Below are 17,982 nucleotides of genomic sequence, written 5' to 3'. Positions count from 1 at the left end.
CTGTAGCAGGCCAAATGTCACTTCGACGTATCATGGTCACCGCGGTGCGCAACCTGCACCCGGTGACCCTCTCTCCCTCCCCCCGCATCAACATCCTTTACGGCGCCAACGGCAGCGGCAAGACCAGCGTGCTCGAAGCTGTGCATCTGTTGGGGCTCGCCCGTTCCTTTCGCAGTACACGTCTGAACCCGGTCATTCAATACGAGCAGCCTACCTGCACCGTATTTGGAGAGGTTCAGCTTGTCGAAGGCGGAACGAGCAATCTGGGAATATCGCGGGATCGTCAGGGCGATTTCACTATCCGTATCGATGGGCAGAATGCGCGTAGTACAGCTCAACTCGCTGAACTACTGCCGTTGCAGCTCATCAACCCGGACAGCTTCCGCCTGCTCGAGGGTGCCCCGAAAGTGCGTCGGCAGTTTCTGGATTGGGGAGTGTTCCACGTGGAACCTCGATTCATGACTGCCTGGCAGCGCCTGCAGAAGGCGCTGCGGCAGCGGAACTCATGGTTGCGTCATGGTACACTTGACGCTGCTTCGCAAGCCGCCTGGGACCGGGAGTTATGCCTGGCCAGTGCGGAGATAGATGAATACCGTCGCAATTACATCAAGGCCTTGAAGCCTGTCTTCGAGCGAACCCTGAGTGAACTGGTTGAGCTGGACGGGTTAACCCTGAGCTACTACCGAGGCTGGGACAAGGACCGGGAACTCAACGAAGTACTCGCCTCCTCTCTTCTTCGCGATCAGCAAATCGGGCACACCCAGGCGGGGCCGCAGCGTGCTGATTTGCGTCTGCGATTGGGCGCAAACAATGCCGCTGACATTTTGTCCCGAGGTCAGCAGAAACTGGTTGTCTGCGCCTTGCGGATTGCCCAGGGCCACCTCGTCAGCCAAGCACGCCGCGGTCATTGTATTTATCTCGTGGATGACTTGCCGTCCGAACTGGATGAGCAGCATCGTCTCGCGCTATGTCGCTTGCTTGAAGAATTACACTGCCAGGTTTTTATCACCTGTGTAGATCACGAATTACTGAGGGAAGGCTGGCAGACGGAAACGCCAGTTGCTTTGTTCCACGTGGAACAAGGCCGTATCACCCAGACCCACGACCATCGGGAGTGAAGGCATGAGCGAAAATCAAACGTACGACTCCTCCAGCATCAAGGTGCTGAAAGGACTGGATGCCGTGCGCAAACGCCCCGGCATGTACATTGGCGACACCGATGATGGCAGCGGCCTGCACCACATGGTCTTCGAGGTGGTCGACAACTCGATCGACGAAGCCCTCGCGGGTCATTGCGACGACATCACTGTCATCATTCACCCGGACGAATCCATTAGTGTTCGCGACAACGGTCGCGGCATTCCTGTCGACGTGCACAAAGAAGAAGGTGTCTCGGCAGCTGAGGTCATCATGACCGTCCTCCATGCGGGCGGTAAGTTCGACGACAACTCCTATAAGGTTTCGGGCGGCCTGCACGGTGTAGGTGTTTCCGTTGTGAACGCCCTGTCCGAGAAGCTGGTACTGACCGTTCGCCGTAGTGGCAAGATCTGGGAACAGACGTACGTTCACGGTGTTCCACAGGCCCCGATGGCAGTGGTCGGTGAGAGTGAAACTACCGGTACACATATTCACTTCAAGCCTTCGGCCGAAACCTTCAAGAACATCCACTTCAGCTGGGACATCCTTGCCAAGCGTATTCGCGAACTGTCGTTCCTGAACTCGGGCGTCGGCATCCTGCTCAAGGATGAACGTACCGGCAAGGAAGAGTTCTTCAAGTATGAAGGTGGCCTGCGCGCGTTCGTCGAATACCTGAACACCAACAAGACCCCGGTCAACTCCCAGGTGTTCCACTTCAATGTTCAACGTGACGACGGTGTGGGTGTCGAAGTCGCCCTTCAGTGGAACGACAGCTTCAACGAAAACCTGCTGTGCTTCACCAACAACATTCCGCAGCGTGACGGTGGTACCCACCTGGTCGGTTTCCGCTCCTCGCTCACCCGTAGCTTGAACAACTACATCGAACAGGAAGGTCTGGCCAAGAAGAACAAGGTCGCGACCACTGGCGACGATGCCCGTGAAGGTCTGACCGCGATCATCTCGGTCAAGGTGCCGGATCCGAAGTTCAGCTCGCAGACCAAGGACAAGCTGGTTTCCTCGGAGGTGAAGACCGCCGTGGAACAGGAGATGAACAAGTACTTTGCCGACTTCCTGTTGGAAAACCCCAACGAAGCCAAGGCGGTGGTCGGCAAGATGATCGATGCTGCCCGCGCCCGTGAAGCAGCGCGCAAGGCACGTGAGATGACCCGCCGCAAAGGTGCATTGGACATCGCAGGCCTGCCAGGCAAACTCGCTGATTGCCAGGAAAAGGACCCTGCCCTTTCCGAACTGTACCTGGTGGAGGGTGACTCCGCGGGTGGCTCGGCCAAGCAAGGTCGTAACCGTCGCACCCAGGCGATCCTGCCGCTCAAGGGTAAGATCCTCAACGTCGAGAAAGCGCGTTTCGACAAGATGATCTCCTCCCAGGAAGTGGGCACCTTGATCACTGCCCTGGGCTGCGGTATTGGCCGTGAAGAGTACAACATCGACAAGCTGCGTTATCACAACATCATCATCATGACCGATGCTGACGTGGACGGTTCGCACATCCGTACCCTGCTGCTGACCTTCTTCTTCCGCCAACTGCCAGAGCTGGTCGAGCGCGGCTACATCTATATCGCCCAGCCACCGCTGTACAAGGTGAAGAAAGGCAAGCAAGAGCAATACATCAAGGACGACGACGCCATGGAAGAGTACATGACGCAGTCGGCCCTGGAAGATGCCAGCCTGCACCTGGACGAATCGGCGCCAGCGGTTTCCGGCGTTCAGCTTGAAAGCCTGGTGAACGAATTCCGTTCCGTGATGAAAACGCTCAAGCGTCTTTCGCGTCTGTATCCTGAAGAGCTTACCGAGCACTTCATCTACCTGCCGGAAGTCACCCTGGAGCAACTGGCCAACCAAGCTGTTATGCAGACCTGGCTGGCGCAGTTCCAGGAGCGTCTGAGCAACAGCCAGAAGTCCGGCCTCACCTACCAGGCCAGCCTGCGCGAAGACAAGGAACGCAACCTCTGGCTGCCGGAAGTGGAAATCACCTCCCACGGGTTGGCCAGCTACGTCACCTTCAATCGTGACTTCTTCGGCAGCAACGACTACCGGACTGTAGTCGCCATTGGCGCCAAGCTCAGCACCCTCCTCGGCGAAGGTGCCTACGTGCAGCGGGGCGAGCGTCGCAAGGCGGTCACTGAGTTCAAGGAAGCCCTGGATTGGCTGATGAACGAAACCGCCAAGCGTCACACCATCCAGCGATACAAAGGTCTGGGTGAGATGAACCCGGATCAGCTGTGGGAGACCACTATGGACCCAACCGTACGCCGGATGCTGAAGGTGACCATCGAAGATGCGATCGCTGCCGACCAGCTGTTCAACACCCTGATGGGTGATGCAGTCGAGCCGCGCCGTGACTTCATCGAAAGCAACGCCTTGTCGGTATCGAACCTGGACTTCTGATCAGGTCCACCGCATAAACAAAAAGCCCCGGCATTGCCGGGGCTTTTTGTTTATGCGCTCGTAGAACCTATAGCCCCAATTCACGCAGGCGTCGATACAACGTCCGCTCACTCATGCCCAAATGACGGGCCAGTTCACTGCGTGACCCGCGAAAGTTTTCCAAGGCCTGGGCCAAGTCGCCCAGCTCATTGCGACTGCGACGATGTAAACCCTGAGCTGCCGTCGGGCCGATGTCCTCCGGTAGGTGCTCAGGTCGAATCAGGCCTTCATCGGCAAACAGGCGTGCCCGCTCGAGGATGTTGCGTAATTCGCGGATGTTCCCCGGGAAGGGGTGCATGCTCAGCCGTTGGAGGGCTTCGGGTAGCAACTTCGGTGATTGCTTACCCATGCGCTGCAGCAGGCTCTCGGCCAGTAATGGCAGGTCTTCCACGCGCTCTCTCAGGGCGGGCAAACGGATGGGGAAGCCGCTGATGCGATAGTAAAGGTCTTCGCGGAAGGTACCGGCGGCGGCCATTTCCTTTAGAGGCTTGTGGGTCGCCGAGACCAGGCGAAAATCGGAGTGGACCGTACGGGTGCTGCCCACGGGCCGGAAGCTGCCGGACTCGATCAGGCGCAGCAGCTTCACCTGCATTGCCAGGGGGACTTCGCCAATCTCATCGAGAAACAGGGTGCCACCATGGGCTGCTTCGGCCAGGCCGATCTTGCGTTGGGTGGCACCGGTGAAGGCGCCCTTCTCGTACCCGAACAACTCGCTTTCGAACAGCGATTCGGTGAGGCCCGTACAATCGACCACTACCAAGGGGCCATTGGCCCGAGGGCTGCCCAGATGCAAGGCACGGGCGAACAGCTCCTTGCCAGTACCGGACTCGCCTTGCAGCAACACCGGGATCTGCGCTGGCGCTGCCCGCTGCAGGCTCGCCAGGGCTGTCTTGAATGCTGCTGATCGACCTACCAGCCCTTGCTCCTGAGGTTGCGCCGAGGCAAGCGTCACGCTGGTGAGCCGTTCGACGAAGGCCACCACCCCGCCCTGTTCATCCAGGATCGGTCGAAGTTCTACGTCCACATGCTCAGGCCCGCGAGGCGTGTGATGGATGTGCAAAACCCGCTCCGGCACCTTGCTGTCCCACGCCTTGCGCAAGGGGCAATGCTCGCCCGCCTGGTCACATGGCACCGCATAGTGGTGGGAAACCCGGTGGCATTTCTCTCCCACGGGGGCGTGATCATCCTTGCCGAACTGACGGCGATAGGCCGCATTGGCCGCGAGGATGTTGTAGTCGGTGTCCAGAATGATGCTGGGCAGCACATCGTGTTCCAGGTAAGACACCAGGGCGAGGATGGCGGGATGCTGGGCTGACACACTAAACGCGGACATGACGGTGACCGGTGGCAAGTACCCGGCGAGGTTAACAGGGACTGCCAAACACTGCCATTGGCTGACAGTCGACTGCCAAGGGGGCTGACAGGCATGGCAGATCCTGGTGGTTCAGAGGGAACCCTGGCTCGCGTCATCCGTGCTCCGGATGCAATGGGTTCACCGTGAATTCCCTGTTTTTACTGGCCTTCCCGACACCACCGCGTCTGCGTAACAGCCAGCGCTGCCCACTGCGCCTGACTGGCATGCATCTTGATAAACCTCCAAATACTGCCTACGCCTCTAGAAGGCGCGGTGGATAAATCTGGAGACGTGCAATGATCATCGGCAGCAACCTTCATGTGGAAGCCTTGTACGACAAGGTGACCTCTACCATCAGTTACCTCGTTCTGGACCGAAGCTCCGGCCAGTGCGCGCTGATCGACAGCGTATTGGATTACGATCCCAAATCGGGCCGTACCAGCACCGAATCGGCCGATGCCTTGATCGCCCGGGTACAGGCGTTGGGTGCCCAGGTCCAATGGATCTTGGAAACCCATGTCCACGCCGACCACCTCTCCGCAGCGGCCTATCTGAAGGAAAAGCTGGGCGGACATGTAGCGATCGGCGCCCTCATCACCCAAGTGCAAAAGACCTTCGGCGAACTGTTCAATGAAGCGCCAGGCTTTGCCCGGGATGGCAGCCAGTTCGATGTACTGCTCGAAGACGAGGAGATCTTCCTGATCGGCAACCTGCGTGCCCGTGCCCTGCATACGCCAGGGCATACACCGGCGTGCATGAGCTACGTGGTGGAGGACAGTGGCGAGATGGCGGTGTTTGTAGGGGACACGCTGTTCATGCCGGACTACGGCACCGCGCGCTGTGATTTCCCCGGCGCCGATGCGCGCACGCTGTATCGCTCGATCCGCCGCCTGCTGGCCTTCCCTGACACGACTCAGCTGTTCATGTGCCACGACTACCTGCCAGGTGGTCGGGAGATGCGCTTCGTCACGACCGTTGCCGAACAGCGCGCCAGCAACATCCACATCCACCAAGGTATCAGCGAGGACGACTTCGTGGCCATGCGCGAAGCCCGTGACGCCACCCTCGAGATGCCCGTGCTGATCCTGCCCTCGGTGCAGGTCAACATGCGCAGCGGCCAGTTCCCCGAGCCTGAGGACAATGGCGTGAGCTATCTGAAGATTCCGCTGAACGTGCTCTGAACACATAACGACTATTCCAAGGAAACACCGCCATGCCTGCCTTGCAGTCCCCTGCCGACTCTTCATGCGCTGACCATCACAAGGTGGTCATTGTCGGAGCCGGCGCCGCCGGTATCGCTACCGCCTCCAGCCTGATCAGCCGCGACCCATCCCTGGACATCGCCGTGATCGATCCGGCCGATGTGCATTACTACCAGCCTGGCTGGACCATGGTCGGCGCGGGCGTGTTCGATGCCCCGAGCACAGCCCGGACCATGGCCTCGACCATTCCGCGTGGCGTACGCTGGATCAAGGCGCGGGTCGAGCGCTTCGATCCCCAGGCGCAACTGGTCATGCTCGAGGACAGTCGCGCCGTCAGCTACGAGCAATTGGTGGTTTGCCCGGGCCTCAAGCTCGACTGGAATGCCATCGAAGGTCTAAGCGACACCTTGGGCCGCAACGGCGTCACCTCCAACTACCGCTATGACCTGGCACCCTACACCTGGCAGTTGGTGCAGAACCTGAAAAAAGGCAGTGCCCTCTTCACCCAGCCGCCAATGCCAATCAAGTGTGCCGGTGCGCCCCAGAAAGCGTTGTACCTGTCCTGTGACCATTGGTTGCGCCAAGGCCACCTGGGCGCGATCAAGGCCCGTTTCTTCAATGCCGGCGCGGTGCTGTTCGGCGTGCCTGACTATGTTCCGGCCCTGATGGCTTACATCGACAAGTACGCTGTGGACCTCAACTACAGCCATCGCCTGGTGGCGGTGGATGGCCCGAACAAGCGTGCGACTTTCGTGCGCACATTGCCCGATGGCAGCAGCGAGACCCGCGTCGAGGGCTTCGAGATGCTGCATGTAGTGCCTCCACAAGTTGCGCCGGACTTCATCCGCCAGAGCCCGCTGGTCGATGCTGCCGGCTGGGTCGATGTGGACCCTGCCACGCTGCGTCACCGCCAGTTCGCCAACATCCATGCGCTGGGAGATGTCACCAACACCAGCAATGCCAAGACCGCCGCTGCGGCGCGCAAGCAAGCGCCGGTGGTGGCTAACAATGTGCTAGTTGCGCTGGGGCGCCTGCCCACCCTCGCCCAATACGATGGGTATGGTTCTTGCCCGCTTACCGTCGAGCGCGGGAAGATCGTGCTTGCCGAGTTCACCTACGGCGGCAAGGTGGCGCCGAGCTTTCCGCGTTGGTTGCTCGATGGTCGCCAGCCCACTCGCCTGGCCTGGCTGCTCAAGGCGCAGATACTTCCGCCGTTGTACTGGAAAGGCATGCTCAAAGGTCGTGAATGGTTGGCGCGACCTCAACCGCTGGTGGCCGAGGTCGGGCAGTGATCGAACATCAACTGATCGGAGCTGGGCTCGGCGCGATCATTGGGGCCGTGCTGGCACTCACTGGTGCCGGTGGGGGCATCCTTGCCGTACCCCTGTTGGTGTTCGGTCTCGGTTTGTCGATGGTCGAAGCGGCGCCCATCGGCTTGCTCGCCGTGGGGTTGGCAGCCGGGGTCGGCGCCGTGCTGGGTTTGCGCAAGGGGGTGGTGCGCTACCGTGCGGCGTTGTTCATCGCGGCCCTCGGGGTCATCGCGGCACCGCTCGGCCTGATGCTGGCGCACCGTCTGCCCAATACGCCATTGGCGTTGGTGTTCGCTGGCGTGTTGGTCTATGCCTGCCAGCGCATTTGGCGCAGAGCCGGCCGTGAACTGCGCGGCAAACCGGCCTGCGGTGAGCGCCAGATCATGCCCTGCGTGCTCAACCCGTTGCAGGGGCGCTTACGCTGGACCCTGCCTTGTGCTCGCGCGCTGGCGTTTACCGGTGTGCTGTCTGGGCTGCTGTCCGGCCTGCTGGGCGTCGGTGGCGGCTTCGTCATCATTCCGGCCCTGAACCGCTACACCAACCTGGACATGAAGAGCATCGTTGCCACTTCCCTGGCGGTGATCGCCCTGGTATCCACAGGCAGCGTGGTCAGCGCCAGCCTGGCCGGTGTCATGCACTGGGCAGTGGGCGCGCCGTTTGCTGTCGGGGCTGTGTTGGGTCTGCTGCTGGCCCGGCCCCTGGCGAGTAAGCTGGCCGGGCCACGCCTGCAGCAGTTATTTGCCGTGACGGGGATCGGCGCTGCATTGCTGTTGGCGGGCAAGGCGCTACTCGGCTAGCAGTTCGTCCTGCTCCGCGTTGCACAAGGCCAGCAGGTAGTCCCAGACCACCCGCAGGCGCACCGACTTGTGTAGCTCCCGTCGGGTGCAGATCCAGTAGCTGCGCTGGATGGTTTCACTGGGCAGCACCCGCACCAGCGAGGGGTCATGGCGGGCCATGTAATTGGGCAGCACGGCAATGCCCAGCCCGGCGCGTGCGGCATGCTGCTGGGCGATCACGCTGGTGCTTCGGAACACCACGTTGGGCGCCCGGCAGAAACTGTTGAGAAACAGCAGCTCTTGGCTGAACAGCAGATCGTCGACATAGCCGATCCAGCTATGCCGGGCCAGGTCCTCACGGTTGCGCAGCGGCGGCGCCCGATCCAGGTACGCCTGGCTGGCGTACAGCGCCAGGCGGTAGTCGGTGAGTTTGCGAGTGATCAGCAGGTCTGCGCTGGGTCGCTCCAGGTGGATGCTGATCTCTGCTTCCCGGTTGAGGATGCTGACGAACCGCGGCACCGCCACCAGTTCCACTTCCAGCCCCGGGTAGCGCTCGAACAGGGCGTTCATACGTGGGGTGAAGAACATGATGCCGATGCCCTCGGTGACCCCCAGTCGGATCTTGCCCAATGGCGTGATGGCCTGGGTGATCTCTTCCTGAGCGAGCAAGGCCACATTCTCCATGGCTTCGGCATGCTTGAGCAGAGCCTGTCCGGACGGCGTGAGTTCATAACCCTGAGCGTGCTGGACGAACAGCGCAGTACCCAGGCTCTGCTCGATGCTCTCGATATGCCGAGCCACGGTGCTGTGGGTGGTGTTGAGGCGTTTGGCGGCGCTGAGCAAACGGCCGCTGCGCTGCAACTCGAGGAAAAACCGCAGATCGTTCCAGTCGAACATGCTGATCCTTTTGGCTGTTCGCGCTGGCCCTTTCGCGGGTAAACCCGCTCCGACAGGTTCTCCGCCGATCCTGAGTTCGGCGATAACCTATGGGAGCGGGTTTACCCGCGAAGGGCCGGCTCAGGTATAGCGCTGTGCTAAAACGCACAGCGGCTGCGCGAAATCTCGTGTTTCGTCCTCGAAATTAATCAATAAGATGGTCAGGGACAAGAATAAAAATCAGGCGCGAGGTTTCACATGCCATCAGCCGATTCAGTCTTCGACTATGTGGTCGTCGGTGCCGGTCCAGCCGGTTGCTTGCTGGCCAACCGCTTGTCCGCCGACCCGTCCTGCCGCGTGCTGCTGCTCGAAGCGGGTGGCCGCGACAACTACCCCTGGATTCACATTCCCGTCGGTTACCTCTACTGCATCGGCAACCCACGCACCGACTGGTGCTTCAAGACCGAGGCGCAGCCAGGCTTGGGTGGTCGCAGCCTGGGGTATCCCCGGGGCAAGGTGTTGGGTGGGTGCTCCTCGATCAACGGGATGATCTACATGCGCGGCCAGGCAGCCGACTACGACCGCTGGGCCGAACAAGGCAATGACGGCTGGGCGTGGAAGGATGTGTTGCCGTTGTTCAAGGCCAGCGAGTGTCACTTCGCCGGTGCCAGCGACAGCCATGGCGCCGAGGGCGAATGGCGTGTCGAACAGCAGCGCTACAGCTGGCCGATCCTCGATGCCTTCCGCGATGCGGCCGAGCAGAGCGGCATCGCCAAGGTGGCGGATTTCAATACCGGCGACAACGCAGGTTGTGGATACTTTCAGGTCAATCAACGCAGCGGTGTGCGTTGGAACGCCTCCAAGGCCTTCCTCCGGCCGGTGCAAGGGCGTCCGAACCTCACGGTGCTCACCGGTGTTCCGGTCGACCAGATCATCCTCGAAAATGCTCGGGCCTCAGCGGTCAAGGCCCGCTGGCAAGGGGCCTGGCAGGCATTCAAGGCGCGCCGGGAGATCATTCTGTGCGCCGGTTCGGTCGGCTCGCCTGGCATCCTGCAGCGCTCTGGCATCGGGCCGCGCAAGTTGCTCGAGGGGTTGGGCATCGGGGTTCGTCATGAGCTGCCGGGTGTGGGCGGCAACCTGCAGGACCACCTGCAACTGCGCCTGATCTACCAGATCCGCAACACCCGCACGCTCAATCAGATGGCCAACAGTCTATGGTGCAAGATGGGCATGGGCCTGCGCTACCTCTATGACCGCAGTGGCCCGTTGGCCATGGCGCCAAGCCAGCTGGGTGCCTTCGTACGTTCGGGCCCTGAGCAGGCCACCGCCAACCTGCAATACCACGTACAACCCTTGTCGCTGGAGCGCTTCGGCGAGCCGCTGCACCGCTTCCCGGCGTTCACCGCCTCGGTCTGCAACCTGCGCCCGGTCAGCCGTGGGCGCATCGATATCCGCAGCGCGGACATGCTTGCTGCGCCATTGATCGATCCCAATTACCTGAGTGATCCGCAAGACCTCAAAGTCGCCGCCGATGCCATTCGCATCACTCGGCGCATCGTTCAGGCCCCTGCCCTGGCAGCATTCGATCCGCGTGAGTACCTGCCAGGCCCGGCACTGCAGACTGAACAACAATTGCACGAGGCTGCCGGCAAGATCGGCACCACTATCTTCCATCCCGTGGGCACCTGCCGCATGGGCAGCGGCCCACTGGACGTTGTGGATAACCAGCTGCGCGTTCATGGCGTGCCGGGCCTTCGGGTAGCCGATGCCTCGATCATGCCGCAGATCGTTTCGGGCAATACCTGCTCACCCACGTTGATGATCGCCGAGAAGGCGGCGCAACTGATCCTCAAGGGGGCTCTCACCCAGACCAACCTCAGCGACACCGCGATACCGACGCCCTGACCCGGGTGCGTGCAACACCGGCGGCTTGCGGTCAGAGGCCGCCGACAGTGGAAAACAACAATAATCACTGTGGCCTGCGGGCCGAGGACAGCAACGATGTCGGATTACATCCAAGAGCAAGGTACGGCTGCCAGCACGGTCAGCCGACGTGAGGAACGTAAGATCATTTTCGCGTCATCCCTCGGGACGGTGTTCGAGTGGTATGACTTTTTTCTCTATGGCGCATTGGCGGCGGTGATCAGCAAGCAGTTTTTTGCAGGGGTCAACGACACCACGGCGTTCATCTTCGCGCTTATGGCCTTTGCAGCCGGCTTTCTGGTCCGCCCGTTCGGCGCGCTGGTCTTCGGCCGCCTGGGTGACATGATCGGGCGTAAGTACACCTTCCTGGTGACCATCGTGCTGATGGGCCTGTCGACCTTCGCCGTTGGTCTATTGCCCACCTATGCCAGCATCGGCATCGCCGCACCCATCATCTTGGTGGTGCTGCGCATGCTTCAGGGCCTGGCTCTGGGCGGTGAGTATGGCGGCGCAGCAACCTACGTCGCCGAGCACGCACCGCCTGGCAAGCGTGGTTTTCATACCGGGTTCATCCAGTCCACCGCAACGCTTGGTTTGCTGCTTTCGCTGGTCGTCGTGCTGGGCAGCCGCTACATCAGTGGTGACCAATTCGAGGCTTGGGGCTGGCGGTTGCCATTCCTGTTGTCGATCTTCTTGCTGGCGATCTCCACGTGGATCCGCATGAGCATGGAAGAGTCGCCCGCCTTCGTGAAGATGAAGGCCCAAGGCAAGGTCAGCAAATCGCCGATCCGCGAATCTTTCACCTCCTGGCCGAACCTCAAGGTCGTGTTGACCGCTCTGTTCAGTATCAACGCCGGCCAGGCCGTGACCTTCTACACGGCGCAGTTCTATGTGCTGTTCTTCCTGACCCAGATGCTCAAGATGGACCCGGCCCAGGCCAATACCCTGCTGATCATCAGCGTGGTGATTGGTGCGCCGTTCTTCGTGTTCTTCGGCTGGTTGTCCGACCGAGTGGGGCGTAAGCCGATCCTGATGATCGGCCTGCTACTGGCCACGGTGCTGTACTTCCCGATGTTCAAGGCGCTGAGCCACTACGCCAACCCACAGATCGACGCGGCCAGCCGGCAGGCGCCGATCGTCGTTACGGCCGATCCACAAGGCTGCACATTCCAGTTCGACCCGGTGGGCAAGGCTCGTTTCGACAGCCCTTGCGACAAGGTCAAGACGTTCCTGGTCAAACAAGGCCTGCCGTACAGCTCGTTGGATGCGCCAGCGGGATCTGCGGTGCAGGTCTCCATCGGCGAGCAGCGCATCGATGGGTTTGACGAGGCGGCCATGCGCTCGGCCATCGAGCAGGCTGGCTACCCGGCCAAGGCGGATCCCGCGAGCGTCAACCAGGTGATGGTGGTGGTGCTGATCGTCGCCATGATCCTGATTGCCACCATGACCTATGGGCCTTTGGCGGCAGTAATGGTCGAGCTGTTCCCGACCCGCATCCGCTACACCTCCATGTCCCTGCCGTATCACATTGGCAATGGCTGGTTCGGTGGCTTCCTGCCGACCGTGTCGTTCGCCTTGGTGGTGTACACCGGGGATATCTTCTATGGGCTGTGGTACCCGGTGCTGATTACCGGGGTGAGTCTGGTGGTGGGGTTGTTCTGCCTGAAAGAGACCAAGGATGTGGATATCGACAAGGTCTAGTGCCTGGCCTTGGTCGCGCGCAGGGTATTTTGCGGGAGCGGGTTTATCCGCTCCCGCAAGTCTTCACGCTATCAGCGGTGCTGCGGACATAAAAAAACCGGCGTAAAAGCCGGTTTTTTTATGCTGCGAAAAAACTTATGCACGATTTCCAAGAAAAGGTCATACAAAGAAATAAGCTTTTAAATCAATCACTTAAGTAGCATTTCAAGGTAATGATCCAAAACTTGCTCACAAGTTATCCACAGATCGTCAAACATTGTGTTCCGCCTGGCTTTCCGCCACCGGCGGCAGCGATCCCATGGCCCGCTGTGCCGCCTCGTTCCAGGCCTGGGCGCGGTCGTTGAGCTCTGCGATCGCCCGCGGGCCAGTGCCCACCGGGTACATCGGCTCGCCGATCACCACTTCGATGGTCCCCGGGCGCTTGCCCCAACCTTCACGTGGCCAGAACTTGCCTGCATTGTGCGCGATCGGCAGCACCGGCAGCCCGGCATTCACCGCCAGGGCGGTACCGCCTCGGGAAAACTTTCCGATCTGTCCGTGGGGGACCCGAGTGCCCTCGGGGAAAATCAGTACCCACACGCCCTGCTTGAGCAGCTCGTCGCCCTTGCTGGCGACTTGGCGCAGGGCCTCCTTTGGGTTTTTCCGGTCGATGGCGATCGGGCGAAGCATCGCCATTGCCCAACCAAAGAACGGCACGTACAGCAGCTCACGCTTGAGCACCTGGCTCAGCGGCGAAAAATAGGCAGACAGGAAGAACGTCTCCCAAGTGCTCTGGTGGTTGGACAGAATCACGCAGGGCTCCTTGGGCACATTCTCGGCGCCGGTGACCTTGTAGCGAATGCCCAAGATCACCCGTGCCAGGAATACGGCGCAGCGGCACCAGTAAACATTGATGAACCGGTAGCGCTTGTGGAACGGCAGAAACGGTGCGACGAAGAAACTCAGCGAGCACCACAGCAGCGAACTGGTGCCCAACAGCAGGTAAAAAAGAAAGATTCTGATCGCCTGCAGGATCGACATAGTGGCATGTACCGTTGCGGGGCCTGCCCGCCTAAGGAAAAGTGCGCCACAGCGGGCGCACTACTTAAATTAGTTCTCTGGCGATGGCTGCCAGATCGTCGAAAATCAAAGTGTTTTGCGGAACGCCTTTTTCCAGCGTCCTTTGTCCTTTGCCGGTCTTCACCAGCACAGGTTGTGCATCGACGGCCAGGGCGGCCTCCAGGTCACCTTTGCTGTCGCCGACAAACCAGACGCCAGCCAGATCGACCTGATAATGCTCGGCAATCGCCCGCAGCATGCCAGGCTTGGGTTTGCGGCAATCGCAACCGTCGTCCGGGCCGTGCGGGCAATGCACGATGTAACCCACCTCTCCCCCTTGCTCGGCCACTAGCGCGCGCAGGCGTGCATGCATGGCCTCCAGGGTCGCCAGCGGATAATAGCCGCGGGCGATGCCGGACTGGTTGGTGGCCACGGCCACCGTCCAGCCCGCCTTGCTCAACTGCGCGATGGCCTCGATCGAGCCCGGAATGGGAATCCATTCATCCAGCGACTTGATGTAGGCGTCGGAGTCGTGGTTGATCACTCCGTCTCGATCAAGAATCAGCAGTTTCAAGGCTTACCCCAGCAGCGAGATGTCGGCCACGCCCAGGAACAGGCCGCGCAGGCGGCTGAGCAGGGCATAACGGTTGGCGCGGACCTTGGCATCTTCGGCGTTGACCATCACCGCCTCGAAGAAGGCGTCGACCGGATCACGCAGGGCGGCCAGGCGGGCCAGCGACTCGCTGTACTGACGCGCGGCAGCCATCGGTTGCACGGCTTGGTCGGCCTGCTGGATGGCCGAATACAGGGAGAACTCGTTGGCATTGTCGAAGTACTTGGGCTCGACGTGCTCGGCGATGGCGCCTTCGGCTTTGCTCAGCAGGTTCGACACGCGCTTGTTCACCGCGGCCAGGGCTTCGGCTTCAGGCAGCTTGCGGAAGGCCTGCACGGCCTGCACGCGCTGATCGAAGTCCAGGGCAGAGCCCGGCTTGAGGGCACGCACCGAGAGGTAGGTGGCGACGTCGATGCCTTCGTCTTCGTAGCGCGCGCGCAGGCGGTCGAAGATGAACTCCAGCACCTGCTCGGACAGGCCGGCGGCCTTGACCTTGGCACCGTACTGCTTGACGGCGAATTCGACCGCGGTGGTCAAATCCAGGTCCAGCTGCTTCTCGATCAGGATGCGCAGCACGCCCAGGGCGGCGCGGCGCAGCGCGTAGGGGTCCTTGCTGCCGGTCGGCAGCATGCCGATGCCGAAGATGCCGACCAAGGTGTCGAGCTTGTCGGCGATGGCCACGGCGGCACCGGTCAGGGTCTGCGGCAGCTCGGCGCCAGCACCGCGCGGCATGTACTGCTCGTTCAGCGCCAGGGCCACGTCTTCCGGCTCGCCATCGTTCTGGGCGTAGTAGTAGCCGGCAACGCCTTGCATCTCAGGGAATTCGCCGACCATCTCGGTGGCCAGGTCGCACTTGGACAGCAGGCCTGCGCGGCCTGCGCGCTGGGCATTGCCGCCAATCAGCGGAGCGATGAACGCAGCTAGCTTGGAAACGCGCTCGGCCTTGTCGTAGACAGTGCCCAGCTGAGCCTGGAAGACCACGTTCTTCAGGCGCTCGTTGAAGGTTTCCAGCGGCTGTTTCTTGTCCTGCTTGAAGAAGAACTCGGCGTCGGTCAGGCGCGGACGCACGACCTTCTCGTTGCCCAGCACGATCTGCTTCGGATCACGGCTCTCGACGTTGGCCACGGTGATGAAGCGCGGCAGCAGCTTGCCTTCGCTGTCCAACAGGCAGAAGTACTTCTGGTTGTCCTGCATGGTGGTGATCAAGGCTTCCTGCGGCACCTCCAGGAAACGCTCCTCGAAGGAGCACACCAGCGGCACAGGCCATTCGACCAGAGCGGTCACTTCGTCCAGCAGCGCCGGCGGCACGACAGCTGTGCCTTCCTGCTGCATCGCCAGCTCCGCGGTGCGCTTGGCGATCAGCTCGCGACGCTCGGCGAAGTCGGCCAGCACGTAGGCCTTGCGCAGGTCTTCGACGTAGTTGGCCGGGGTGGTGATGACCACGTTTTCCGGGTGGTGGAAGCGGTGGCCACGGGATTCGCGACCGGCTTTCTGGGCCAGGAGGGTGCATTCGACGACCTGGTCACCGAGCAGCATCACCAACCACTGGGTCGGACGCACGAACTCTTCACGGCTGGCGCCCCAGTGCATGCGCTTGGGGATCGGCAGATCGTTGAGCGAGTCTTCGACAATGGTTGGCAGCAGGCTGGCGGTGGCCTTGCCTGGAATGTGCTGCGAGAAGCGCAGCTTGGCACCGCTCTGGTCGATCTCGGCCAGGTCGACGCCGCATTTCTTGGCGAAGCCCAGGGCGGCCTGGGTCGGGTTGCCCTCGGCGTCGAAGGCGGCCTGGCGGGGCGGACCGTCGATGTTGATGCTGCGGTCAGGCTGCTGCACGTCCAGCTGGCGGATCAGCACGGCCAGACGGCGCGGGGCAGCATAGACCTGCTTGCCGGTGTAGTTCAGGCCGGCGGCCTGCAGGCCTTTCTCGATGCCGGCCAGGAAGGCGTCGCCGAGGCTGGCGAGGGCCTTCGGTGGCAGCTCTTCGGTGCCCAGTTCGACCAGAAAATCTTGAGCACTCATTGTGCAGCCTCCAGCTTAGCCAACACTTCGTCACGCAGTTCAGGGGTCGCCATCGGGAAGCCCAGGCGTGCGCGGGCTTGCAGATAGCTTTGCGCCACGTCCCGGGCCAGGGTACGCACGCGCAGGATGTAGCGCTGACGCTCGGTCACCGAGATGGCGCGGCGGGCGTCGAGCAGGTTGAAGGTGTGGGACGCCTTCAGGACCATTTCGTAGGTCGGCAGCGGCAGGTCCAGCTTGATCAGGCGGTTGGCTTCGCTTTCGTAGAAGTCGAACAGCTCGAACAGTTTCTCGACGTTGGCGTGCTCGAAGTTGTAAGTCGACTGCTCCACTTCGTTCTGGTGGAACACGTCGCCATAGGTGACCTTGCCGAACGGGCCGTCGGCCCAGACCAGGTCATAGACCGAGTCCACGCCCTGGATGTACATGGCCAGACGCTCCAGGCCATAGGTGATTTCACCGGTAACGGGGAAGCACTCGATGCCACCGACCTGCTGGAAGTAGGTGAACTGGGTCACTTCCATGCCGTTGAGCCAGATTTCCCAACCCAGGCCCCAGGCGCCGAGGGTCGGCGATTCCCAGTTGTCTTCGACGAAACGGATGTCGTGGACCAGCGGGTCCAGGCCGATCGCCTTCAGCGAGCCGAGGTACAGCTCCTGGAAGTTGGCCGGGTTCGGCTTGAGCACCACCTGGAACTGGTAGTAGTGCTGCAGGCGGTTGGGGTTTTCGCCATACCGTCCGTCGGTTGGGCGACGGCTAGGCTGCACATAGGCGGCGTTCCAGGTTTCCGGGCCGACGGCGCGCAGGAAAGTGGCGGTATGGAAAGTGCCGGCGCCTACTTCCATATCGTAGGGCTGAAGCACCACACAACCTTGCTCCGCCCAGTATTGCTGCAGGGCGAGGATGAGGTCTTGGAAGGTACGCACGGCTGGCGTAGGCTGGCTCACGAAATTCACCTGTATCTGGGGATGCGGATGTAAAGAGCGGGAGTATAACCCGATTCGCCTCGCCCTCTACCCATGGAATGGAGCCTTATGCCACGCTGCTTCTGGTGTACTGACGATCCGTTGTACCAGGCCTATCACGACCAGGAGTGGGGAACGCCTCAGCGTGACCCGGCGTTGCTCTTCGAGATGCTTTTACTCGAAGGGTTCCAGGCCGGGCTTTCGTGGATCACGGTATTGAAGAAACGCGAGCGCTACCGCGAGGTACTGCATGGCTTCGACCCGGTGAAGCTGTCGCAGATGAGCGACGAGCGGATCGAAGAGCTGATGCTCGACGCGGGGATCATCCGCAATCGCCTCAAGCTCAAGGCCGCGCGGCGCAATGCCCAGGCCTGGCTGGCTGTGGATAACCCGGCCGAGTGGTTGTGGTCGTTCGTCGGTGGCGCGCCCAGGATCAACCACTTCAAGACGCGCGGCGAGGTGCCAGCGGTTACCGACGAGGCCCGGGCCATGAGCAAGGCCCTGCAGAAGGCCGGCTTCACGTTCGTCGGGCCGACCATCTGCTACGCCTTCATGCAGGCCACCGGCATGGTCATGGACCACACCACCGACTGTGATCGCTACGCCGCGTTGCTGCGCTGAAGCGT

General features: G+C 61.4%; 14 protein-coding genes. 8 read left to right on the top strand and 6 right to left on the bottom strand.

The window, feature by feature from the left end:
* The first annotated feature begins 14 nt into the window (after positions 1–14).
* Positions 15–1,118: a DNA replication/repair protein RecF gene (gene recF / locus BLS27_RS08415; RefSeq protein WP_043214211.1), complete on the top strand. Its 1,104-nt coding sequence runs from the start codon at positions 15–17 to the stop codon at positions 1,116–1,118.
* A 4-nt stretch (positions 1,119–1,122) separates the two neighbouring features.
* Positions 1,123–3,543, top strand: coding sequence for a DNA topoisomerase (ATP-hydrolyzing) subunit B (gene gyrB, locus BLS27_RS08410; RefSeq protein ID WP_043214213.1), 2,421 nt, complete (start codon positions 1,123–1,125; stop codon positions 3,541–3,543).
* Positions 3,544–3,610: 67 nt separating this feature from the next.
* Here the strand turns inward: gyrB and BLS27_RS08405 are convergent, their stop codons facing one another.
* Positions 3,611–4,915 carry a sigma-54 interaction domain-containing protein gene (locus tag BLS27_RS08405; protein WP_232095206.1) on the bottom strand — a complete coding sequence of 435 codons (1,305 nt, stop codon included), beginning with the start codon at positions 4,913–4,915 and terminating at the stop codon, positions 3,611–3,613.
* 317 nt (positions 4,916–5,232) lie between these two features.
* On the opposite strand from BLS27_RS08405, the gene BLS27_RS08400 reads away from it, so the two are divergent.
* Genes BLS27_RS08400 through BLS27_RS08390 form a run of 3 tightly spaced genes read left to right on the top strand, consistent with a single transcriptional unit; the run spans position 5,233 to position 8,245 of the window.
* The gene (locus BLS27_RS08400; RefSeq protein ID WP_090344134.1) at positions 5,233–6,117 is read left to right on the top strand and encodes an MBL fold metallo-hydrolase; all 885 of its coding nucleotides are present in this window, start codon (positions 5,233–5,235) and stop codon (positions 6,115–6,117) included.
* A gap of 32 nt (positions 6,118–6,149) precedes the next feature.
* Positions 6,150–7,430, top strand: coding sequence for an NAD(P)/FAD-dependent oxidoreductase (locus tag BLS27_RS08395; protein WP_090344131.1), 1,281 nt, complete (start codon positions 6,150–6,152; stop codon positions 7,428–7,430).
* The gene (locus BLS27_RS08390; RefSeq protein WP_090344128.1) at positions 7,427–8,245 is read left to right on the top strand and encodes a sulfite exporter TauE/SafE family protein; all 819 of its coding nucleotides are present in this window, start codon (positions 7,427–7,429) and stop codon (positions 8,243–8,245) included. The genes BLS27_RS08395 and BLS27_RS08390 overlap by 4 nt, the downstream gene beginning before the upstream one ends.
* On the opposite strand, the gene BLS27_RS08385 is transcribed toward BLS27_RS08390, so the two are convergent.
* On the bottom strand, positions 8,234–9,121 hold the full coding sequence (locus tag BLS27_RS08385; RefSeq protein ID WP_070575617.1) for a LysR family transcriptional regulator: 888 nt from the start codon (positions 9,119–9,121) through the stop codon (positions 8,234–8,236). The two genes, BLS27_RS08390 and BLS27_RS08385, sit on opposite strands and share 12 nt — an antisense overlap.
* A 237-nt stretch (positions 9,122–9,358) precedes the next feature.
* Between BLS27_RS08385 and BLS27_RS08380 the strand changes: the two genes are divergently transcribed.
* Both BLS27_RS08380 and BLS27_RS08375 read left to right on the top strand, forming a co-directional pair.
* Positions 9,359–11,005 carry a GMC family oxidoreductase gene (locus BLS27_RS08380; RefSeq protein WP_090344125.1) on the top strand — a complete coding sequence of 549 codons (1,647 nt, stop codon included), beginning with the start codon at positions 9,359–9,361 and terminating at the stop codon, positions 11,003–11,005.
* A gap of 96 nt (positions 11,006–11,101) precedes the next feature.
* On the top strand, positions 11,102–12,724 hold the full coding sequence (locus BLS27_RS08375; RefSeq protein ID WP_090344119.1) for an MFS transporter: 1,623 nt from the start codon (positions 11,102–11,104) through the stop codon (positions 12,722–12,724).
* Between the two features lie 249 nt (positions 12,725–12,973).
* Here the strand turns inward: BLS27_RS08375 and BLS27_RS08370 are convergent, their stop codons facing one another.
* The 4 genes from BLS27_RS08370 to glyQ form a co-directional block, all read right to left on the bottom strand.
* The gene (locus BLS27_RS08370; RefSeq protein WP_070575627.1) at positions 12,974–13,744 is read right to left on the bottom strand and encodes a lysophospholipid acyltransferase family protein; all 771 of its coding nucleotides are present in this window, start codon (positions 13,742–13,744) and stop codon (positions 12,974–12,976) included.
* Between the two features lie 64 nt (positions 13,745–13,808).
* The gene (gmhB, locus tag BLS27_RS08365) at positions 13,809–14,336 is read right to left on the bottom strand and encodes a D-glycero-beta-D-manno-heptose 1,7-bisphosphate 7-phosphatase (protein WP_043207580.1); all 528 of its coding nucleotides are present in this window, start codon (positions 14,334–14,336) and stop codon (positions 13,809–13,811) included.
* 3 nt (positions 14,337–14,339) lie between these two features.
* Positions 14,340–16,394 (bottom strand): glycine--tRNA ligase subunit beta, encoded by a 2,055-nt coding sequence (gene glyS, locus BLS27_RS08360; protein WP_043207582.1) that lies wholly within the window; start codon positions 16,392–16,394, stop codon positions 14,340–14,342.
* Entirely contained in the window at positions 16,391–17,338 is a 948-nt protein-coding gene (glyQ, locus tag BLS27_RS08355) for a glycine--tRNA ligase subunit alpha (protein WP_043207584.1), read from the bottom strand. The genes glyS and glyQ overlap by 4 nt, the downstream gene beginning before the upstream one ends.
* 87 nt (positions 17,339–17,425) lie before the next feature.
* On the opposite strand from glyQ, the gene BLS27_RS08350 reads away from it, so the two are divergent.
* A complete protein-coding gene (locus tag BLS27_RS08350; RefSeq protein WP_043207586.1) occupies positions 17,426–17,977 on the top strand; it encodes a DNA-3-methyladenine glycosylase I in 552 nt (183 codons plus the stop codon).
* Positions 17,978–17,982 lie beyond the last annotated feature (5 nt).

It is taken from the genome of Pseudomonas guariconensis, assembly GCF_900102675.1.
Lineage (GTDB): Bacteria > Pseudomonadota > Gammaproteobacteria > Pseudomonadales > Pseudomonadaceae > Aquipseudomonas > Aquipseudomonas guariconensis.
This window is presented reverse-complemented; position numbering and strand designations above follow the sequence as displayed.